The sequence below is a fragment of the Peribacillus deserti genome, assembly GCF_002863585.1.
In the GTDB taxonomy this organism is placed as follows: domain Bacteria; phylum Bacillota; class Bacilli; order Bacillales; family DSM-1321; genus Paraperibacillus; species Paraperibacillus deserti_A.
Genome location: NZ_PGUY01000076.1, coordinates 1 through 20,284 on the forward strand (window position 1 = coordinate 1; position 20,284 = coordinate 20,284).

Consider the following 20,284-nt stretch of genomic DNA (forward strand, 5'->3'; position numbering starts at 1 on the left):
GTCTGCTTTTCTTTTAGTGTTTTGCCTCTAATTAAAAAAGATCATCATTCAGCTTTTGGATGGATCTTTTCTTGAAAAGCACCGTCCTCCGCTTTTCGATCAGGTGAAACCCCGCAGGCGAAGCCGAGGAGGCTCAGCGCCCGCCCCGCGGAAAGCGAGTGCCCTTCGTTACAATCAACAGGCAAGTTTAACAGAGCATTTATTTTAATTTAAATATTTTCTAAAAATTCTAATATTTTGTATACTAGAGTCATGATTACACAGAGAAAAAGAGGAGGAACGTGAGGATGAAAAGAAATGACCTGCTTGCCCCCGAGGCATATAACCTCGTTAGCGAAATTGAAAAGTTTGCGGGTAATCCCGAAGCCGTGGCACTAAAATTGGAAACTGAAAATGGAGAATATACTCAAATTACATATGCTGATTTAATGAAACAAGCGAATAGAATCGGGAATGTTTTTTTAGAACATGGATTAAAACAGGGTGATTCCGTCTTAATGATGATTCCTCGTTCTATTGAAGCTTATCAGGTTTATATAGCGGCTCTGAAAGCGGGGATTGCCGTTATTCCAAGTTCTGAAATGCTTAAAGCGAAGGATCTGGAATACAGGATCTCACATGGGGATGTGAAAGCCGTAGTAAGTTATCATCCATACGCAGAACAATTTGCCGATATTAAAGAAGCGCAAAACATTCTTCGCTTTTCGTTAGGGGAGGCCGTACATGACTGGCTCTATCTTGACCGTTTAAAGGATCAGGCTCAGGAATCACTTCAGTTTGCGGATACATCCAGTGATGATATGGCCTTTTTATCCTATACTTCCGGAACAACTGGGAATCCAAAGGGAGTGGTCCATACGCATGGATGGGCATATGCCCATCTTAGGACGGCAGCTCCATCGTGGCTTTGCATAAAAGAAGGCGATATGGTCTGGGCAACTGCAGGACCGGGCTGGCAAAAGTGGATTTGGAGCCCTTTTCTATCCGTATTGGGTTCAGGGGCGACTGGCCTTATTTATCAAGGGAAGTTTGAGCCAAATAAATACCTGGAGCTATTAGACAAACATGAAGTAAATGTCTTATGCTGCACTCCGACCGAATATAGACTTATGGCCAAGGTCAATAATTTACAGGACTATAAACTTAATAGCCTGCACAGTGCCGTCTCAGCCGGCGAGCCCCTGAACAGGGAAGTGATTGATACGTTTAGAAAGAATTTTAACGTAACAGTCCGGGACGGTTATGGACAGACTGAAAATACGCTGCTGGTAGGAATTACAAAAGGAATGGAGGTCAGACCGGGATCCATGGGCAAGCCGACACCCGGAAACTCTGTTGAAATCATAGATGAAACAGGGCGTCCCTGTGAACCGGGAATTCCAGGAGATATTGCCGTACATATCGATACCCCAGCATTATTTAAAAAATACTATAAAGATCCCGAACGTACAGCCATGCAGTTTAGAGGCGATTATTATATTACAGGGGATAAGGCTGTGAAGGATGAGGATGGGTACTTTTGGTTTGAGGGAAGAAGCGACGATATTATTATCAGTTCCGGCTACACAATCGGGCCATTCGAGGTTGAAGATGCCCTTGTCAAACATCCGCTGGTAAAAGAATGTGCCGTTGTGGCCAGTCCGGATGAAGTTAGAGGAAGCATCGTTAAAGCCTTTGTGGTTTTACAGGAAAACACAGACAAGAATGATACTACTCTCGTACAAGTTCTTCAGGATCATGTAAAGCAATTGACAGCACCTTATAAATACCCCCGAATCATTGAGTTTATTGAAGAATTGCCGAAAACAACCTCTGGAAAAATAAGAAGAATTGAGCTTCGGCAAAAAGAGACAGCAGCAAAGCCGGCTGTTAATTAAGCATATTATTAGGCTGGCACTGCCAGCGGCCTTAATATTAGGATAAATTATTTTTTAAGGAGTAAGACATGACAATAACTTTATGGCATAGCGGCACCATTTATACAATGCGTGAAGAAAATGAAAAAGCAGAGGCCGTTCTAACTGATGGAACAAGGGTTTTTGATACAGGGGATTTGGATGGTCTGCTGTCCAAATACGGAGAATCAATCGAGCGTAAGATTGACCTTGAAGGAAAAACGATGCTGCCCGGCCTGGTCGACAGCCATATGCATTTAATTGGCCATGGCGAAAAACTGATGAGATTAAATCTATCTGGAATGAAGTCGAGGGAAGACGTTCTTCATTCACTAGAGCATCAATGCAGCCAATTTTCGGACAATGAATGGATTATAGCAGAGGGCTGGAATGAGAATGAGTGGAGTTCACCTGAACTTATACTTTCAGATGATCTCGATCGTATAGCACCAAACCACCCTTTATTAATCAAGAGGGTTTGCAGGCATGCTCTTGTGTTGAATTCAAAAGCAATGGAGGTCTTAAATCTTTCTGCAACAATGGACGAAATCACTGGGGGCGTAATTGGACGATACGAAAATGGCAGCCTGAATGGGCTGTTCAAGGACAGCGCTCAGGATTTTGTTCTGAAACTATTGCCGCCTGTATCTGATGAATATCTAAGAAAAAGTATGAGAACGGCCATTCAGGACTGCCACCGCCTGGGATTAACAGGCGTTCATACTGAAGACCTGAATTACTATTCCGGTTTTCAGCCTGTTTATAACACATTCCTTAAGGTGATAGAAGAAGAGGGGCTGGCTCTGAAGGCTCACCTGCTTGTCCATCATGGAGTCGTAGATGAAATGCAGGAAAAAGGCTATAAGTTTAAAACAACAGAAGGACTTGTGGAGTTTGGACCGATGAAAATTTTTGCAGATGGATCTCTTGGAGGCAGGACTGCCTTATTGGGACATCCCTATCAAGATGATCCAGCAACAAATGGCGTTGCTATTCATACTCCTGAAAAATTAAAGGAGCTCGTAAAAAAGGCTCGTGAGTATCAGATGCCAGTTGCGGTTCATGCAATCGGTGATCTGGCCTTCGAATATTTATTAGATGCAATTGAAGAGTTTCCTCCTGCACCCGGACAAAGGGACAGGCTGATTCATGCCCAAATACTGCGCAGAGAACTTATTGACAGAGCAAAAGAGCTGCCGGTTGTTCTTGATATACAGCCTTTATTCGTTACCTCGGATTTTCCATGGGTCATTGACCGGGTCGGTTCGGATCATATGAAATATAACTATGCCTGGAAGACGCTGTTAGATGAAGGATTAGCCTGTGCCGGCGGCTCAGATGCCCCCATTGAGGAGTTGAATCCGATACTGGGTATTTATGCTGCAGTATATAGAACAAAATTGAATGGGGACCCTGCAGTGTATGGTGAACAAGAAAGACTCTCCATGTATGAAGCTATAAGCTTATATACAAGGGGAAGCGCAATTGCAGCCAACAAGGAACATGAAACAGGAATGATCCAGCGGGGATTCTCAGCCGATTTTACGGTTCTTGATAAAGATCCTTTTTCAATTACACAAGAGGCCCTGCTGAATACACGGGCGGTCATGACTGTGATTAATGGAGAGATTGTGTACGAGGTATAATTTTATAGGTAAAAGAGTTCTGATCTATTTTTAGAAGCAGAGCTCTTTTTTTATAGAGGCTAAAGATCATTGTTTATATAGGCAATATGTGCGAATCTCGTTCAAGGTGCGGGACTCCTGAGGGGAATCGGACAGAGACCCGCAGGTATAACCGCCGAGGAGCCACCCGGATTGCCAACTGGGGAAAGAGAGTGACTGCCAGCTGCGGTAAGAGGCAAGTTTAACAGAGCTTTAAGGGGAGACTCAAACGATTTAAAATTAAATGGAATTTGTTTGTACACGGGTTTATAATATATATTATTTCGGATACAGAAATAAAAAGGGGGGAGAATTTCTAGTGAAAGCATTGAAAGAAAATGATGGCGTCTTATTTGCAGCTTTATCCTATGCCATATGGGGGATTGTTCCGATTTATTGGAAATGGATTGATGAGGTCCCGGCGGATGAGATTCTTGCACACAGGGTTTTTTGGAGCTTTATCTTCATGGTTATCTTATTAGTATCTACCAGAAAATGGCCGGCATTTATGATTTATGCTAAAGAAATTATGAAGCAGCCCCGAAAACTGGCTGCACTGACAATTGCCTCAGCACTGGTAAGCGCCAATTGGGGAATTTTTATCTGGGCAGTAAACTCAGGCCGGATTCTAGAAACCAGCCTGGGATACTATATTAACCCTCTCGTAAGTGTTCTATTAGGCGTACTCGTTCTGCGCGAGAAGCTGGGGAAGGCGCAAATTGTTTCGTTCATCCTTGCAGCTGTTGGAGTGCTGGTACTGACACTGCACTACGGAATCGTACCCTGGGTATCACTTTTGCTAGCCATTACCTTTGGCTTATACGGTCTGGCAAAGAAAATGATAAATGCTGATTCTTCCATAGGATTGACTCTGGAAACGTTAATGGTGACTCCTTTTGCAGTCGGCTACTTCATTTACTTGACCTATCAATCAAGGGGGATGTTTTTTGAGTCCGCAGGAACAGGGCTCTTATTAGCAGGCGGCGGCGTAGTCACTGCTTTACCGCTTCTCTATTTTGCTAAAGGAGCTCAGAAGGTTCCTCTATCGATGCTTGGATTCCTACAATATATCGCGCCGACTCTGACATTGATTCTTGGTGTTTTCGTTTATCATGAAACGTTCACAAGGATTCATCTGCTGGCATTTATGTTTATCTGGAGCGCATTAACCATCTATACACTTTCCAAAACTAAATGGCCAAGAGTGCGCACCGCAAAGATTAAAGAAAAAAATAGTGCTTAAGTAAAGGCTGCCGCCTAAGTAAAAAACCGCTTCGCTGAAAGTATCTTTTCAGGAAGCGTTTTTTTTGGGGACTGGGGTCCTATTTATAAAAATGTGCGTTTTACTTTTTCCCAGAAGGAATTATCCTTTAATTTAACGGATTTTATTTTTCGATCGCTTAATTTTACTTCAATCGTATCTATATGTTTAATGCTCATGGCCTCATTATCTGCTCCAATTATGGGATAACTATTAAGGTCCTGATTAATTTTAAGCGTGAGCCTGCGATCGCTGCTTAAGATAAATGAGGAGCCAAGTGTTCTATAAGTATTATTATTCAGGGAAGCCATTTCGCTTACCTGGATGCAGGGAAGCAGGGGATCGACAACCGCCCCGTTGATAGATTTATTATAGGCAGTACTGCCAGTAGGCGAGGAAATGACCATCCCATCTCCCCGGAAGGTCTCGAAATGGAGGTCATCGATCAGCACGTCAATCACGAACGTTTTAATAACGGAGGAGCGGATACTGCACTCATTTAGACAGTAAAATGAGGTTTCTCCATTCAAGGTAACTTCAAGTGCAGGGTAGCGCCTGACTTCAATATTTTCGCTAGAAGCCGCAGCAATCATTTTTTCAGTATCATCACTATGGAAGTCGCAATACATATTTAAATTCCCAGTGGTCGAAATACCAGCGTAAAGGCAATCTTCACGGAAGTTGGTCTTCCTTACTGCCTGCAGGAAGGTTCCATCATCACCCAGGCTGACAACGATATTAGCTTTTCTGTAGTCCTGAACCATTTGAAATCCGTACTGTTCGGCCAAATCGTAAAGAGGCTGTGCTGCAGCCAGCATTTCAGTTGATTTATTATGGTAAAAATATAAGTTTCTGCGGTCTTGCATGGGCTGATCCTTCCTTTCATCATAGAGGGTTTACCTATTTCCATATTCTTTCTGTCCTGATAATATTTTGTTACAATATTATGAGTCAAAATCATTTTAACATGTGCCAGATTTTTTTGAAAATTAAAGCAAGAAGGGGAGGTCAATGTATGAATAGTAAAAGGTGGGCAGCTCTAGGAACCGCTTTTGTATTATTTATTGTTTCAGTCGTGTTCAATATCGCATTTTCGTACGCAACTACTGATACGGAAAGTGTAATAGACCAATTTTTTGCAAGCGAAGAGGATGGGTTCATAGAAGAAATAGTAGAAGAAGGGAATGAAAATAAGAAGATTGCCGTCCTGGAGGTGGATGGCGTTATTCAGGAAGGGACGGATACTTCTTCTCTTTTAGGTGGTGCCGGTTATAATCACAAGGCTTTTCTCGATCAGCTCAAACAGGTAAAAGAGGATGATTCAGTAAAGGGAATCATTTTACGGGTAAACTCGCCGGGCGGAGGGGTCGTAGAAAGTGCTGAAATCCATGATAGTCTAACAGACATTAAAAAGGAAACGAAAAAGCCAATCTATGTATCAATGGGCTCGATGGCTGCATCAGGTGGATATTATATCTCCACTCCTGCAGATAAGATATTTGCGGTTCCGGAAACATTGACCGGCTCTCTCGGAGTCATCATGCAGGGATACAACTATGAAAAGCTTGCAGAAAAGTACGGAGTCGAATTTGTAACGATTAAAAGTGGGGAACACAAGGATATTATGAGTCCAACGCGTGAAATGACAAAAGAAGAAAGAGCCATCATGCAGTCTATGGTCAATAATTCGTATAAGCAGTTTGTCAAAGTAATAGCAGAAGGAAGAGGCATGACAGAATCCGAGGTAAGGAAGATTGCCGACGGCCGGGTATACGATGGCAGACAAGCGAAGGAGCTGGGCCTTGTTGATGAGTTCGGGTATATGGATGACACATGGAAAAGGATGGAGAAGGATCTTCATATTAAAAATGCGCAGGTTGTCCGGTATACACAGGAAGCGGGGTTAGACTCTCTCTTAAGTATGGGAGCGAAAAAAATCGCAGGACAGGACATGGAAATGCTTGGTTTAATGAAAATGCTGTCCAAGCCAAATTCTCCCCGCCTGATGTATCTCTATGCAGAGTAAAAAGGGGGATGTGTAATGGATCAATTTACTAACCAAGCCGGCAGCGATGCCGTTCTAAATGAAGAGGCAGCTGCTCATAATCAACTGGACAGCATGGATGGCAGCCGGTATTATCCTCATCGATTCGCAGGTTTTTGGATGAGATTCTGGGCCTATCTGCTGGATCTAGTTGTCATCTGGAGCCTCAGCAGACTGCTGGTGAAGCCTGTTGTGTACTTGCTGCCACAAGCCCGAAACGAAATTCTCGGCTTCTCTTTCTATGAAATCGGCTGTGCCATTGTCTTTTATTTATATTTTATTTTAATGGTCCGTTTTTTTAAGCAGACAATCGGAAAAATGGTATTTGGGCTGCAGGTTATCAGTCTCAAATATAACCGCCTCACCTGGGGAACCATCATATTCCGAGAATTTATCGGCCGCTTTATCTCAAAATTCATATTAATCGGATATGCAGTCGCAGGATTTCTTCCCAAGAAACAGGGACTTCATGATATTTTTGCAGATACAGCCGTCGTATTTGAAGATAGATAAGAATAGGATGGGACCGGAGCGCTATCGCTCCGGTTTTCTTTTTTGATAGTCAGGGATTAGAGTTGAGATGCTTGCAAAATGTTTACAGCTATATTGTAGAGGAGCAGTCGGATATGTAAGATACAGGGAATCGTCTCTGGGAAGCTGGGGTTGATTTTCTAGGTTCTGTTAGTTGAAAGAGTAAACAGGCTGGGGATGCACCGCTTTAGGATTATCCTGCAGTAAAGCTGACTGATGCGATAGGCGCAAATTATAGCTGTGGGTGGGACTCATTTTAAAAAGTCAATGAAGCGCAAACGGCAGGAGTATTAATGGCCTGGTTTATTTTTAGTGGAGATGCAGCGAGTCTTTGTTTTGGCTGTATTTTTTTATGACAAAAAGCTCTGATGACTCATAGTAAAAACAAACAGCCCGCAGCGCTATTGCTACGGGTTTATTTTTATGGAAAGTCGGTGATAATGGAAGCCTGAGAGGATGTGTGAATGCATGATATGGTTACTCGTCTGTATCTTTTTAATAGTACTAATAAGTTTATTGCTTATTATCATTGTATTGCTGCTTACCAAGCTGCAAATACATATCATTTATAACCAATACGAGGCCCCTGAGGAGATTATGTTAATGTTCAGGGCCTGGTTCGGTCTTCTCCGCTACACAAAGAAGATATCGTTTACCCAAAGCAATGAAGATAAATCTCAAGGAAAAATGGAAGAGAAAATACAGAAAACGGCTAAGGAAAACAGCCAGACACTCATTGATACCCTGCGAAAAATATTTAGCGGGAAAAGCCGTTTTATTCGTTACATTAAAAAATTCCTAAAGAAAGTTAAAGTGCTTGAATTGAACTGGCATAGTCAGATAGGCACAGGGAATGCCGCAGAGACCGCAGTCTTAACGGGTGCTGGATATGGGATTAAAAGCACCATCATCGGTGTGCTCACACACTGCTTGACATTTACTATAGTGCCTTCATACGGAGTGGATGCAGTGTATCAGGGCGCCTATGCCAGGACTAGAATGAATTGCATAATTGAGTTTCGAATCGGAAATGCTATATTAACAGGATTATTGCTTTTTACCCATTGGCTGCGTGTCAGGCGTAAATCAGCTCCAACCCCGGAGAGAAGTCCGGAAAATGTAAAGAATCAGTCTATATAAATAGGAGGGTACACGAGAATGTCAGAACATCCGCTTAACGGCTTAATGAATTCTGCCATGGACAGCCTCAAACAAATGATTGATGTGAATACGATCATTGGAGATCCGATTGAAACACCAGACGGAAGTGTAATTATTACAGTTTCGAGAGTAGGATTCGGGTTTGCGGCAGGAGGCAGTGAATTTAATATACAGGGCAGCTCCTCGGGCGGCAAGGATCAAAACTCGTCTCAGTTCCCTTTTGGCGGGGGAAGCGGCGGAGGAGTATCCATCACTCCAATTGCCTTTCTGGTTGTAAACTCTAAAGGGGTACAAATGCTGCATCTTGATCAAAATGCACATCTTTATGAAAAATTGCTTGATGCTGCACCGGCAGCCTTTGAAAAAATCCAAAAGCTGTTTTCAAAAGGAACCGGGCAGGAGAAGGATCAAGATAAGAAGCAGCAGGAAAAAGGCCAAGGTGAAGAACAAGGCCAGAAGCAGGATCAAGATCAGAAGCAGCAGGAAAAAGGCCAAGGTGAAGAACAGGGCCAGAAGCAGGATAAGGGCCAGGGGCAGGGTGAATCCAAGGGTCAATCAGGAGATGAAAAAGACGGCTCCTCAGACAAAAAGGATGACTCTTCAAAAATTGATTTTGATATCTAAAATGAGCAGAGTTAACTTCGCTTGTGAAGTTAACTTTTTTACTGGCATCTAATTGGGACGGAATTGCAAATTCCTCTGCTGCTAATTTAATTAATTGCAAATTTTTTTCGGAAAGAATATGATTACACTGTACAATACATAGTGTTTATAAGGAAAAAGGAGGAATCAAAAATGGCGGCCATTACGTTTAAAGGAAACCCGGTAACTCTGCTTGGAAATGAAGTGAAAGTTGGGGATAAGGCTCCAAACTTCACAGTGTTAGCGAATGACTTGTCAGAAGTAACGTTAGAGGATACTAAAGGATCTGTTCGTCTGATCAGTGTAGTTCCTTCTCTAGATACAGGTGTTTGTGATGCACAGACACGCCGTTTTAACGAAGAAGCTTCAAAGCTTGGAAATGTAAACATTCTAACAGTCAGCGTGGATCTTCCATTCGCCCAAAAACGCTGGTGCGGAGCAAACGGCATCGAAAACGTGCAAACTCTTTCCGATCACCGTGACCTGTCCTTCGGAGAAGCATACGGAGTAGCCATTCAGGAACTTCGACTTCTTGCGCGCGCTGTTTTCGTTATCAACAGCAGCGATGAAGTGACATATGTGGAATATGTAAGCGAAGCAACAAATCACCCTGATTATGAAGCAGCTATTGAAGCAGTGAAAGCAGTTCAATAAGATTTTTTTTAAGGCCTGGGTTCCCTTTTGGGGGACCCGGGCTTTTTTACTGCCGATAATGTCCAAATTGTAATTTTCAGGCTCTCGATTTAAACGATACTCATAAAATTTATATTCCACTCTTAAATTTCGTTTTTCACTCTTATTTTTAGAATCTCACTCTTAAAATTGAATTTTCGCTCTTAAATTCCGAAAAGCCCTCTTAAGTTGATAACTCGTAAAAATATTAGCTTAAACAGCAGGACTCAACTAATGAAAATAGAATACTTAGACGAATAGGAAGGAGTTGATAAATTTTTGATAAAAAAGCATAGGCAAATACCATTGATTATTCCCAAACTTGAGGCATTATTAAGAAGGCTCCCGCATCATCATCTAAAACACGCGGATATTAAGAAAGATTTAGCGAAATGGACTGCGGGATATAAGGGAGAAGAGTCCTTAAACTATCATTTGGAACAACTACCTCCATCCAAGTATTATATATTACACGACCTCAGGCTTCCTCACGGAAAATACCACTTTCAAATTGATACTCTCCTGATTACTTCCCGGTGTATAATCATTCTTGAGATAAAAAATATATCAGGAACTCTTTATTTTGAAAAGACTACCCAGCAGATGATTAGAACGAGAAACCAGCAAGAAGAAGGCTTTCAAGACCCCATTACCCAGGCTAGAAATCTTCGTGCTAAATTAAGGTCCTTTATAGCAGGTATGAATATTTCAGAACTGCCAATTGAGTATTTAATTGTCATAAGTAATCCCTCTACCATTTTTAAAGTTAGTAACAATCATCCTGAATTAGTAAGTAGAATAACTCATGCAGCTAATCTGGAGGATAAACTCACTTTCCTACAACGCAATTTACTCGAAGAGATATTAGAACAGAAAGTAATACAAAAGCTTAGTAAAATTTTGATAAAAAGTCATGAGCCTTTACAGACCGATGTGATGAGTCTATATTCAATTAAAATTGCCGACATTCTTACCGGTGTGCACTGTCCTATTTGTTCATTTTTACCTATGAAAAAGGTCACGGCGAAGTGGTACTGTTCAAATTGTGGCGAAAATTGTAGTGATGCTCATATACAAGCTTTAAATGATTATTGCTTACTTTTTGGGAATGCAATTAGTAATTCACAATTACGTTCATTTTTACATGTCGAAACAAGATTTATCGCATATCAGCTTTTAAAGAATCTTAAACTGAATTCCACCGGCTCCAAAAAAGGAACCACCTACACCCTGCCCCCGCCATCCTGCTAACGATTCGGATAGGTAGTGACTAAAAAGGGGCCACGAAACGTAATGATTTGATTTCCGACAGATGCTAGAAATGTTTCCGGCACCCCATCTCTAAAGGCCTGCGATCCCTTAGATAGAACTACAACTACCCCAAAACCCACCTCAAACTTGTATCCTTACCCCTAACAAGCTAAAATATTGTAATGAACCATAATCCGGGAGGAAAAATCTCTTGAATAGTATATCGAAGGTCGAGAAGTTATTTAATCTTTTTAATGAAACAGCTGTGATTCTGCAGGAGGAGCTGCCAGCTTCGTATCTGGAGGCTCTTGCAGAAACCGGCGAGAATATATTTCATGGTGATGTGCTGCAGGATGAGCTTAGTGAGATGACGAAGAAGCGGCTGCTGAAGCAGTATGGTTCTTTACAGCTTAAGTCTTATTCGCATGAGGATGTCAGGAAGGGGTTTCAGCTGGCCATTTTGAAGGGGATGCAGGAGAATGTGCAGCCCAATCATCAGATGACACCGGATGCCGTTGGGATGTTTGTGAGTTATATCATGGATAAGTTTATGGAGGGCAAAAAGCATTATACGCTACTGGATCCTGTGGTAGGGACTGGAAACCTCTTGTTTACTATTTTGAATAATCAGGCTCACCGGAATATCGCATCTTTCGGAGTAGATATTGATGATTTGCTGATCAGGCTGGCTTATGTTGGTGCAAATCTTCAGGAGCAGGCGGTTCAGCTTTATAATCAGGATAGTCTCGAGCCGCTGTTGATTGATCCGGTCGATGCTGTTGTATGTGACTTGCCGGTAGGGTATTATCCAAATGATGTCCGCGCTGCTGAGTATGAATTGAAAGCGGATGAGGGCCATTCCTATGCCCATCATCTTCTGATAGAAAAGAGCGTGAACCATGTGAAACAGGGAGGGTTTTTATTCCTGGTTATCCCGAATTCACTGTTTGAATCAGAGGAAGCACCTAAGCTTAATGCGTTTATAACTAAGGAAGCTTACATTCAAGGGTTAATCCAGCTTCCACAATCCATGTTTAAAAATAAGGCAGCTGCAAAAAGCATATTCGTTCTGCAAAAGAAGGCTGAAGGAGTTACGGCTCCAAAGAATGCGCTGCTTGTGGATCTTCCGAAGTTTTCTAACGTAGATGCTATGCAATCTATTATGAAGAATATTAATTCGTGGTTTGCGGAACAAAAATCTAAATAAATCACTTAGCTAAAATCCTAAAAACAAGTAAACCCTATCCACTTTCGATAGGGTTTTTTGCTGGTTTCTTGGTCGTTCCGCCTTCTAAATACTCAGAATATATTTACTTTTTTAATGTAAACGCTGACATCCTTGAAAAGATGCTAGTACAGTGCTTAAATGGGGTATGGTAAGGGAAAGTAGAACTTTTCTGTAAAAAAATCTCGGATTAATCCAAGTGTCTTTACCCATTCTATTGAATAGAGACTATATATTTATATTTGAAGGAGCGTTTTACATGTCTAAAATTATGGCGATCAACGCCGGGAGCTCTTCCTTAAAATTTCAGCTTTTTGAAATGCCTAGTGAAGACGTTGTTACAAAAGGGCTTGTTGAACGGATTGGCTTGAATGATGCCATTTTCACAATTAGCGTTAATGGAGAAAAAATAACAGAAACAACAGACATTCCAAACCATGAAGTAGCAGTTAAAATACTGTTAGACAAGTTAATCAAACATGAAATTATTAAATCTTACGATGAAATTACGGGAGTCGGCCATCGTGTTGTCCACGGGGGAGAAGCATTTAATGATTCTGTGCTGATTAACGATGAAGTATTGGATAAAATCCTGGAACTTTCAGATCTTGCTCCTTTACATAACCCTGCGAACCTTACAGGGATTAAAGCATTCCAGCAGATCCTGCCAAACATTCCGGCAATTGCTGTATTTGACACAGCCTTCCATCAGACTATGCCTGAAAGTTCTTTCTTATACAGTCTGCCGTATGAGTATTATGAAAAATACGGAATTCGTAAATATGGCTTCCATGGTACTTCACATAAATATGTTTCAGAGCGTGCTGCAGAAATGCTTGGGCGTCCGCTTGAACAACTGCGCCTTCTGTCTTGTCACTTAGGAAATGGAGCAAGTATTGCAGCCATTCAGGGAGGAAAATCCATCGATACTTCCATGGGCTTCACACCGCTTGCAGGTGTAACTATGGGTACCCGTTCTGGTAATATTGACCCTGCTTTAATTCCTTATATCATGGAAAAAACAGACCAGAGTGCAGAAGAAGTGCTTGATGTATTAAACAAAAAGAGCGGTATGCTTGCAGTTTCTGGCTTCTCAAGCGATCTTCGCGACATTACGGAAGCTGCCAAAGAAGGAAACGAACGTGCAGAATTAGCCCTTGAGGTATTTGCAAATCGAATTCATAAGTACATCGGCTCCTATGCTGCACGTATGTACGGCGTGGATGCTATTATCTTTACAGCTGGAATCGGCGAAAACAGTGAAGCAGTCCGTGCTAGAGTTATGAAAGGCCTAGAATTCATGGGTGTATACTTTGATCCGGCTCTTAACAAAACGCATGGTGAAGAGGCATTCATCAGCTACCCGCATTCTCCAGTAAAAGTAATGGTAATCCCTACAAACGAGGAAGTCATGATTGCCCGTGATGTAACTCGTTTAGCTGGTCTATAATGAATCTGGCTCCCTATAGAGGGAGCTTTTTCTATTTACACAAACTATCTACGGGTTAAGCAAAGTATTTGTTATGCTTACTAGGTTTTATTCATCCTGTGCTATACTGAATATAACTAATTCTTCTGGTGTAGGGGGAGTTCCAATGGCATTGACTGAACGTGAAATTGCAGTATGGGATGAAATTGCAGACTGGGAGGAAAAACTGTATCAATATAAGCCCGGCCATTTTGAGTCCCTCTATGATAAAGGGCTAGAGCAGGGATTTTCTTTGCTTCCCGAATCAATAAGGGAACAGATTTTTTCTAAGGTGGATAATTGGCTCTTTCATATGAATGCCTTTGTGCAGGGGTCGCAGCTGCAAAAGGAAGCCAGGGACAGCATTCTGGCAACGGCAAGAATATTTAACCCGGAGATAAGCTCGCTTGAAAATGTGAAAAGCCTGAGCATTGATCAGCTGATTTACATCGCAGATTCCCAGATTGCCCGCCACCGATTATACTCCGTTACTCAGGGAGGCTTGAGTGGTACAGGGGATGCTGTAATGCTGGGAAGTGACCTGCCGGCAATCACACTTATCAATTTAAGGCTGGTTCAGCTTATTGCCATGACTTATGGGAATGAAGTACACACTCCTTTTGAGCTTATGATGACGCTTAAGGCTTTTCATGCCGGGATGATGCCGAAGAGGATGCAAAAGCATGCCTGGGAGGAAATGCTCACAGAAATGGAAGCAAGTGATACCTTTTTCTATCATGGCCAGGATGAATTAACGAATACAGCGTGGCTTGAGCAGCCATTCCGGCAGATTCTAAAGGCAATAGCCATTTCCATGTTCCGCAAAAAGTTAATTAAGGGGCTTCCGCTGGTAAGCATCGCCATAGGGGGAACAGCCAATTATACTTTAACTAAAAATGTTTCCGAGTTTTCTCACCGCTTTTATCAATACCGGCATTTATTAGAAAAGAAGGAACGCACCTAATGAGCCATACCTTACATAAAAAAGAAGCACCGCAAAGCATTTCTTGCAAAATAATAACAGTCAGTGATACCAGGACCAAAGAAACGGATAAAAGCGGTCAAACCATGATTGATTTATTAGAGGCAGCGGGTCATCGGATAGTGAAGTATGAAATTGTTACAGATGAGACGCATCAAATTCGTGAAGCCATAGAACGTGGATTAAAAATGGATGCTGTAGAGGCCATCCTCATTAATGGGGGAACTGGAATAGCGAAAAGAGATGTTACTATAGAAACGGTACAGGAATTGTTTGAAAAAGAAATAGCGGGATTTGGAGAAATATTCCGGATGCTCAGCTATCAGGAGGACATTGGTTCGTCTGCTATTCTATCTAGAGCTGCTGCAGGAGTTGCGCAGGGTAAAGTGATATTCTCTACTCCGGGAAGTACGGGAGCTGTACGTCTTGCTATGAATAAGCTGATCCTCCCGGAGCTTGGGCACATCATAAGAGAGTTGAATAAATAAAAGAGGCAGTCCGCATAATGCAAGTAGTTCCGAAACCGTAGAGAAAATGTCAAAAAACAGGTGAACTAACATATATAACGCAGAATATTTAGCACCATAAATAACAGTTCAAATAGCAATCAATAACGCTTGGATCTTAATATCCAAGCGTTATGTTTTCATATTGTCTAGTTCAACCAAAACCCCGTTTGTTAAATAAGTCAATTCCTCTTAAAGTACAAATCCCAACACCCGAACACTATATATTCATATAACGAATAATTGCAGATGCTCCTAGAGCTACCATGCAAAACACAAATGCTAAGTAGTTATGACCCAAGCTAAACAATACATAGCCCGCTAGCGAAAATATAGCTAACTCCAAGAATAGCTTATAAAATCCTTCAATTTGGTAAGGTGCTGCTGGCGAACCCCATAGTGCCCAAATTACCGCCACCACGACGGGAACTCCAATAGCTCCAATAATGTTTCCATAACGGAAACCCCAGAAGCCAAATATGATGAGAGCTAGTATTTCACAAACAAATCTAATTGCCATTATTAAGAGAGTCATTCTTTTTTCTTCCCTTCATTGCTAACAATCTATTAGATAAATTTTGTTCTATAATCCGTTATTTTAGCTAATCATGAAAAAAAAAACTATTGCCCCTTAGTAAACTAGAGGGCTGTTTAAAAAAACTATTTCACTATCTTTATTATTATTTTAACATAAAATTACAATTTACCTACTTGGTTTATGATAATCACCTTAGCATATAGAATGCAAATTAACATGAACATTAGCACGTTGACTATAGCTGTTCTCATTATGTTATTTGGGTTGCAATTTTGTATGCTATTTCAAATGGAAATATCCAATAATTGTTGATATATAAGGGAAAAGAAGAGACCGAATCATATGCGATTTGGTCTGCTAATTAGTATGCTATTTCGTATGTTTCTCCACTGAAGCGGAACTACGTACGCATAATGGACTGCCTCTTTTGTGTTATTATACCAGCGCAAGATTAGAGATGCAGTTTGATGGCTTTTATGTCCTTTCTATACCAAAGCCATAAATCATTAATAATTGAGGCAAAATCAGCAATCTCTGAATTAATATGGCAGGAGAGTTCAAAGTTTGATTCTTGTGAAAGCTGATTTTGCTTTGTATGAATGATTGTTTCAATTTCTTTGATTCGATCGGGTATGGTACCTTTTATGCCTTCCCATTGAAGAACAAAATCCTCCCATTCTTCTCCGGTATATGTGTCCTCCCCGTATGGCGGATCAGGTATTGAGATGCCGAGCCTGGAATCATACATAAAGTTGTTCCGCATAAATAAGCCCCCTTTGTTATAAAAATACTACACCCCTTGTTCTTTTCCTTCACAACAGCCTATAAAAAATCATATAAAAATATGTGTATATCCATTGCAAAACGAAAACAAAGCTGATAAAGTGTAACTATTGAAATGTATAAAAATTAACATTGATGAATGTTTATTCATTTGGGGAGGATATTATAGATGTCTAAAGATAAAATTGTATTGGCTTATTCAGGGGGATTGGACACTTCTGTTGCGATAAAATGGCTTCAAGAGCAAGGATTTGATGTGATTGCATGCTGTCTGGATGTAGGTGAAGGCAAGGATCTTGAATTTGTAAAAAATAAAGCCCTCCAGGTCGGGGCGGTTAAGTCGTATGTGATTGATGCTAAAGAGGAATTTGCGAACGAATATGCGCTGGCAGCAATGCAGGCTCATACACTGTATGAAGGTAAGTATCCGCTCGTATCTGCCCTATCACGCCCGCTTATCGCCAAAAAGCTGGTTGAAGTTGCAGAAGCAGAAAACGCAGTGGCTGTTGCCCATGGATGCACGGGTAAAGGGAATGACCAAGTGCGTTTTGAAGTTTCCATCCAGGCACTCAATCCTAACTTAAAGGTTGTAGCCCCTGTCCGTGAATGGCGCTGGTCTCGTGAAGAAGAAATTAATTATGCGATTCAAAACAATATCCCTATTCCAGTTAACCTGGACAGTCCTTTTTCGATTGACCAGAATCTATGGGGCAGAAGCAATGAGTGCGGAGTCCTGGAAGATCCATGGGCAGCACCACCTGAAGAAGCATATGAACTGACTTCGAGTCTTGAAGATGCACCTGCTGCACCGGATTATGTTGAAATCGATTTTGTAAATGGTGTTCCAGTAAAACTGAATGGTGTATCCCATACAGTTGCAAATCTTATTCTTGAATTAAACAAACTGGCTGGCAAACATGGTGTGGGCCGAATTGACCATGTGGAAAATAGATTAGTAGGAATAAAATCTCGTGAAGTGTACGAATGCCCGGCAGCGCTCACACTTATCAAAGCCCACAAGGAACTGGAAGATATTACTCTAGTAAAAGAAGTAGCCCACTTTAAACCAGTGATTGAGAAAAAATTAACAGAGCTGATATATGAAGGATTATGGTTCTCGCCTCTAAAGGATGCACTAATGGCCTTTTTACAGCAGACTCAAAAAACGGTTACCGGTACGGTCCGTGTAAAATTATTTAAAGGCCATGCGATTGTCGAAGGACGTAAATCCGAGTTTTCACTTTATAATGAGAAGCTTGCTACTTATACATCAGAAGACGAGTTTGACCATGCTGCAGCGGTAGGATTCATTTCACTATGGGGACTTCCGACAAAGGTGAACAGCATGGTGAACCAGAAGAAGGTGACCGTGTGAAGAAACTTTGGACCGGAAGATTTACTAAATCAGCCGAGGAGTGGGTTGATGAATTCGGTGCATCCATCGAATTCGACCAGGAGCTGGTTTTAGAAGATATTCAGGGAAGTCTGGCACATGTCCAGATGCTTGTGAAATGCGGGATTATACCGGCTGAAGAAGGAATAAAGATACAGGCGGGATTAGAAAAACTGCAAAGTAAAGCGAAGAACAGTGAACTGACTTACTCAGTAAAGATGGAAGATATTCATTTAAACTTGGAGAGCATGCTGATTGATGAAGTCGGATCTGCAGGTGGGAAAGTCCATACAGGACGGAGCCGCAATGATCAGATCGCAACCGATATGCACCTTTATCTATTGAAGCATACTAAGAGTATCATCCGCCTAATATCGGAATTTCAGGAAGCGCTTGTTAAGCAGGCAGAGAAACATGTTGAAACCATTATTCCAGGATATACCCATCTACAGCGGGCGCAGCCGATTTCGTTCGGGCATCATTTAATGGCCTATTTTTGGATGCTTCAAAGAGATAAACAAAGATTCACAGAAAGCTTGAAGCGGATCAGCGTATCACCGCTTGGGGCGGGTGCCTTGGCCGGAACCACTTTTCCGATTGACCGTGAGTACACCGCCGCACTTCTAGGCTTTGATGCAATCTATGAAAACAGTTTAGATGCCGTGAGTGACCGGGATTTTATCATAGAATTCTTGAGTAATAGTTCTGCTCTCATGATGCATCTTTCACGCTTGAGCGAAGAAATCATTCTGTGGTCAAGCCAGGAATTCCAATTCATTGAACTTGACGATGCTTTTTCTACAGGAAGCAGCATTATGCCGCAGAAGAAAAATCCGGATATGGCAGAGCTGATCCGAGGTAAAACAGGACGTGTTTATGGGAATTTAATGGCGATTCTAACTGTGATGAAAGGTCTTCCTCTGGCGTACAATAAAGACATGCAGGAAGATAAGGAAGGCATGTTCGATACGGTTAAAACCGTCACTGGTTCCCTGAAGATTTTTGCCGGCATGATTTCAACAATGAATGTGAACGAAGAGACAATGAAAGAAGCCACCGAACAGGACTTTTCGAATGCAACAGAACTGGCTGATTATCTTGCTTCAAAAGGTGTGCCATTTAGAGAAGCTCACGAGATTGTTGGAAAGCTTGTCCTTGATTGTATCGAAAAGGGTTGTTTCCTGAAGGATCTATCACTTGAAGAATTCAAGGCCGCCTCGGAGCAATTTGAAAAGGATATTTACACGGTCCTTAGTCCTGTTGAGGCGGTAAAGCGCAGAAATAGTGCAGGTGGAACCGGCTTTGACCAAGTACGTCTGGCTATAGAAAAAGCAAAACAAATAGTATCAGTAAACAAAGAACTGCAAATCTTGTAAAAATAAGCCCGCTTCCTTTTTCGTGGAAGCGGGTCTTTTGATTTTATTCTCCGAATTGGGTCCTGACCACTAATACGTCGCAGGGGGCATAGCGGGTAATATGTTCAGAGACACTGCCAATAAAGAAGCGTTCCACCATATTTAACCCGGTCGCTCCGCAGATAATAAGATCGACCCCGAAGTCTGCAGCCATTTCCCTCGGTATTTTAACCTTGGGAGATCCATAGTCGACCGCAAGTGTGACAAAAGGGACTCCGGCATCCTCAGCTTCCTGCTTGTATTTATCCATGAATGTATTTACATAGCTTTCTGCTTGTTCGGAGATGGTGGTATCATACACTTCTACAGTTGGAAAAGACCGATTGTCAATAACATGTGCAAGTATTAACTGGGCTTGATTTCTTTTTGCAATATCAATAGCTTTCTTAAATGACCACTCTGCTTCCTTTGAACCGTCCACAGCCGCTAAAATCTTTTTGTAAGTAAGTGCCATAGCAGTATCCTCCTTTTTAGGAATGATAGAAAGCATTGCAATTGTGCCTAGTCTGGTTCAGCTTTTATTATACAATAATTTCCTTGAAAATGACTCGGAGATTTTGTGAAGAATAACCTGAAAGGAGGGTGAGGATATGAATCGGGAAACCAAACAGATGTCTTCTTTTATTTTTGAGGAAGATGGAATCAGACAAGTAACTGACCAGATTACGGATGCATACGAAAGCGGGTATCATAGTACAGAAACACAAAGAGAAGATGGAATAGAAATATAAGATTAAAAGGCTGGCCCATAATGGGGCCAGCCTTCTTAAGATTTCTAGTTTAGAAAAGCACCGTTCTCCGCTTTTCTTGTTGTCTAGCTGCGAACTGACACCTTCGGTCATAAGCCAATCGG

At 41.6% G+C, this 20,284-nt stretch carries 20 protein-coding genes; 16 read left to right on the forward strand and 4 right to left on the reverse strand.

Going from position 1 to position 20,284, the window contains the following annotated elements; all coding sequences use genetic code 11:
• Positions 1-287: 287 nt before the first annotated feature.
• The 3 genes from mbcS (at position 288) to rarD (ending at position 4,802) form a co-directional block, all read left to right on the forward strand.
• Positions 288-1,877 carry an acyl-CoA synthetase MbcS gene (mbcS, locus tag CUU66_RS21750; protein WP_101645494.1) on the forward strand — a complete coding sequence of 530 codons (1,590 nt, stop codon included), beginning with the start codon at positions 288-290 and terminating at the stop codon, positions 1,875-1,877.
• 68 nt (positions 1,878-1,945) lie between these two features.
• Positions 1,946-3,541 carry an amidohydrolase gene (locus tag CUU66_RS21755; RefSeq protein ID WP_101645495.1) on the forward strand — a complete coding sequence of 532 codons (1,596 nt, stop codon included), beginning with the start codon at positions 1,946-1,948 and terminating at the stop codon, positions 3,539-3,541.
• A gap of 337 nt (positions 3,542-3,878) precedes the next feature.
• A complete protein-coding gene (rarD, locus tag CUU66_RS21760; RefSeq protein ID WP_257968101.1) occupies positions 3,879-4,802 on the forward strand; it encodes an EamA family transporter RarD in 924 nt (307 codons plus the stop codon).
• An 83-nt stretch (positions 4,803-4,885) separates the two neighbouring features.
• Here the strand turns inward: rarD and CUU66_RS21765 are convergent, their stop codons facing one another.
• On the reverse strand, positions 4,886-5,686 hold the full coding sequence (locus CUU66_RS21765; RefSeq protein WP_101645497.1) for an NAD kinase: 801 nt from the start codon (positions 5,684-5,686) through the stop codon (positions 4,886-4,888).
• Between the two features lie 149 nt (positions 5,687-5,835).
• On the opposite strand from CUU66_RS21765, the gene sppA reads away from it, so the two are divergent.
• The 10 genes from sppA to CUU66_RS21815 all read left to right on the forward strand — a co-directional run bounded on the left by sppA (position 5,836) and on the right by CUU66_RS21815 (position 15,284).
• Positions 5,836-6,846 carry a signal peptide peptidase SppA gene (sppA, locus tag CUU66_RS21770; RefSeq protein WP_101645498.1) on the forward strand — a complete coding sequence of 337 codons (1,011 nt, stop codon included), beginning with the start codon at positions 5,836-5,838 and terminating at the stop codon, positions 6,844-6,846.
• Between the two features lie 15 nt (positions 6,847-6,861).
• Positions 6,862-7,377, forward strand: a complete 516-nt coding sequence (locus CUU66_RS21775; RefSeq protein WP_101645499.1) for an RDD family protein — start codon at positions 6,862-6,864, stop codon at positions 7,375-7,377.
• A gap of 486 nt (positions 7,378-7,863) precedes the next feature.
• Positions 7,864-8,535 (forward strand): DUF2953 domain-containing protein, encoded by a 672-nt coding sequence (locus CUU66_RS21780; RefSeq protein WP_180955392.1) that lies wholly within the window; start codon positions 7,864-7,866, stop codon positions 8,533-8,535.
• Between the two features lie 18 nt (positions 8,536-8,553).
• Positions 8,554-9,180 (forward strand): GerW family sporulation protein, encoded by a 627-nt coding sequence (ytfJ, locus tag CUU66_RS25510; protein ID WP_101645501.1) that lies wholly within the window; start codon positions 8,554-8,556, stop codon positions 9,178-9,180.
• 171 nt (positions 9,181-9,351) lie between these two features.
• Positions 9,352-9,852 (forward strand): thiol peroxidase, encoded by a 501-nt coding sequence (tpx, locus tag CUU66_RS21790; RefSeq protein ID WP_101645502.1) that lies wholly within the window; start codon positions 9,352-9,354, stop codon positions 9,850-9,852.
• 297 nt (positions 9,853-10,149) lie between these two features.
• On the forward strand, positions 10,150-11,121 hold the full coding sequence (locus CUU66_RS21795) for a nuclease-related domain-containing protein (protein WP_101645503.1): 972 nt from the start codon (positions 10,150-10,152) through the stop codon (positions 11,119-11,121).
• Positions 11,122-11,332: 211 nt separating this feature from the next.
• Entirely contained in the window at positions 11,333-12,328 is a 996-nt protein-coding gene (locus CUU66_RS21800; protein ID WP_101645504.1) for a class I SAM-dependent methyltransferase, read from the forward strand.
• Positions 12,329-12,605: 277 nt separating this feature from the next.
• Entirely contained in the window at positions 12,606-13,796 is a 1,191-nt protein-coding gene (locus CUU66_RS21805) for an acetate kinase (RefSeq protein ID WP_101645505.1), read from the forward strand.
• A gap of 145 nt (positions 13,797-13,941) precedes the next feature.
• Positions 13,942-14,778 (forward strand): EcsC family protein, encoded by an 837-nt coding sequence (locus tag CUU66_RS21810; RefSeq protein ID WP_101645506.1) that lies wholly within the window; start codon positions 13,942-13,944, stop codon positions 14,776-14,778.
• Positions 14,778-15,284, forward strand: coding sequence for a MogA/MoaB family molybdenum cofactor biosynthesis protein (locus CUU66_RS21815; RefSeq protein ID WP_101645507.1), 507 nt, complete (start codon positions 14,778-14,780; stop codon positions 15,282-15,284). Before CUU66_RS21810 ends, CUU66_RS21815 begins: the two co-directional genes overlap by 1 nt.
• 238 nt (positions 15,285-15,522) lie before the next feature.
• Here CUU66_RS21815 and CUU66_RS21820 read toward each other — a convergent pair whose 3' ends face one another.
• Together CUU66_RS21820 and CUU66_RS21825 are read right to left on the reverse strand one after the other, a co-directional pair.
• On the reverse strand, positions 15,523-15,837 hold the full coding sequence (locus CUU66_RS21820) for a YrdB family protein (protein WP_101645508.1): 315 nt from the start codon (positions 15,835-15,837) through the stop codon (positions 15,523-15,525).
• Positions 15,838-16,291: 454 nt separating this feature from the next.
• On the reverse strand, positions 16,292-16,603 hold the full coding sequence (locus tag CUU66_RS21825) for a hypothetical protein (protein WP_101645509.1): 312 nt from the start codon (positions 16,601-16,603) through the stop codon (positions 16,292-16,294).
• Positions 16,604-16,792: 189 nt separating this feature from the next.
• Between CUU66_RS21825 and CUU66_RS21830 the strand changes: the two genes are divergently transcribed.
• Both CUU66_RS21830 and argH read left to right on the forward strand, forming a co-directional pair.
• Positions 16,793-17,998, forward strand: coding sequence for an argininosuccinate synthase (locus CUU66_RS21830; protein WP_101645510.1), 1,206 nt, complete (start codon positions 16,793-16,795; stop codon positions 17,996-17,998).
• On the forward strand, positions 17,995-19,392 hold the full coding sequence (gene argH / locus CUU66_RS21835) for an argininosuccinate lyase (RefSeq protein WP_101645511.1): 1,398 nt from the start codon (positions 17,995-17,997) through the stop codon (positions 19,390-19,392). The genes CUU66_RS21830 and argH overlap by 4 nt, the downstream gene beginning before the upstream one ends.
• A 43-nt stretch (positions 19,393-19,435) precedes the next feature.
• On the opposite strand, the gene CUU66_RS21840 is transcribed toward argH, so the two are convergent.
• Entirely contained in the window at positions 19,436-19,885 is a 450-nt protein-coding gene (locus CUU66_RS21840; RefSeq protein WP_101645512.1) for a universal stress protein, read from the reverse strand.
• Positions 19,886-20,021: 136 nt separating this feature from the next.
• Between CUU66_RS21840 and CUU66_RS24470 the strand changes: the two genes are divergently transcribed.
• Positions 20,022-20,162: a hypothetical protein gene (locus CUU66_RS24470; protein ID WP_180955393.1), complete on the forward strand. Its 141-nt coding sequence runs from the start codon at positions 20,022-20,024 to the stop codon at positions 20,160-20,162.
• The last annotated feature ends 122 nt before the right edge of the window (positions 20,163-20,284 follow it).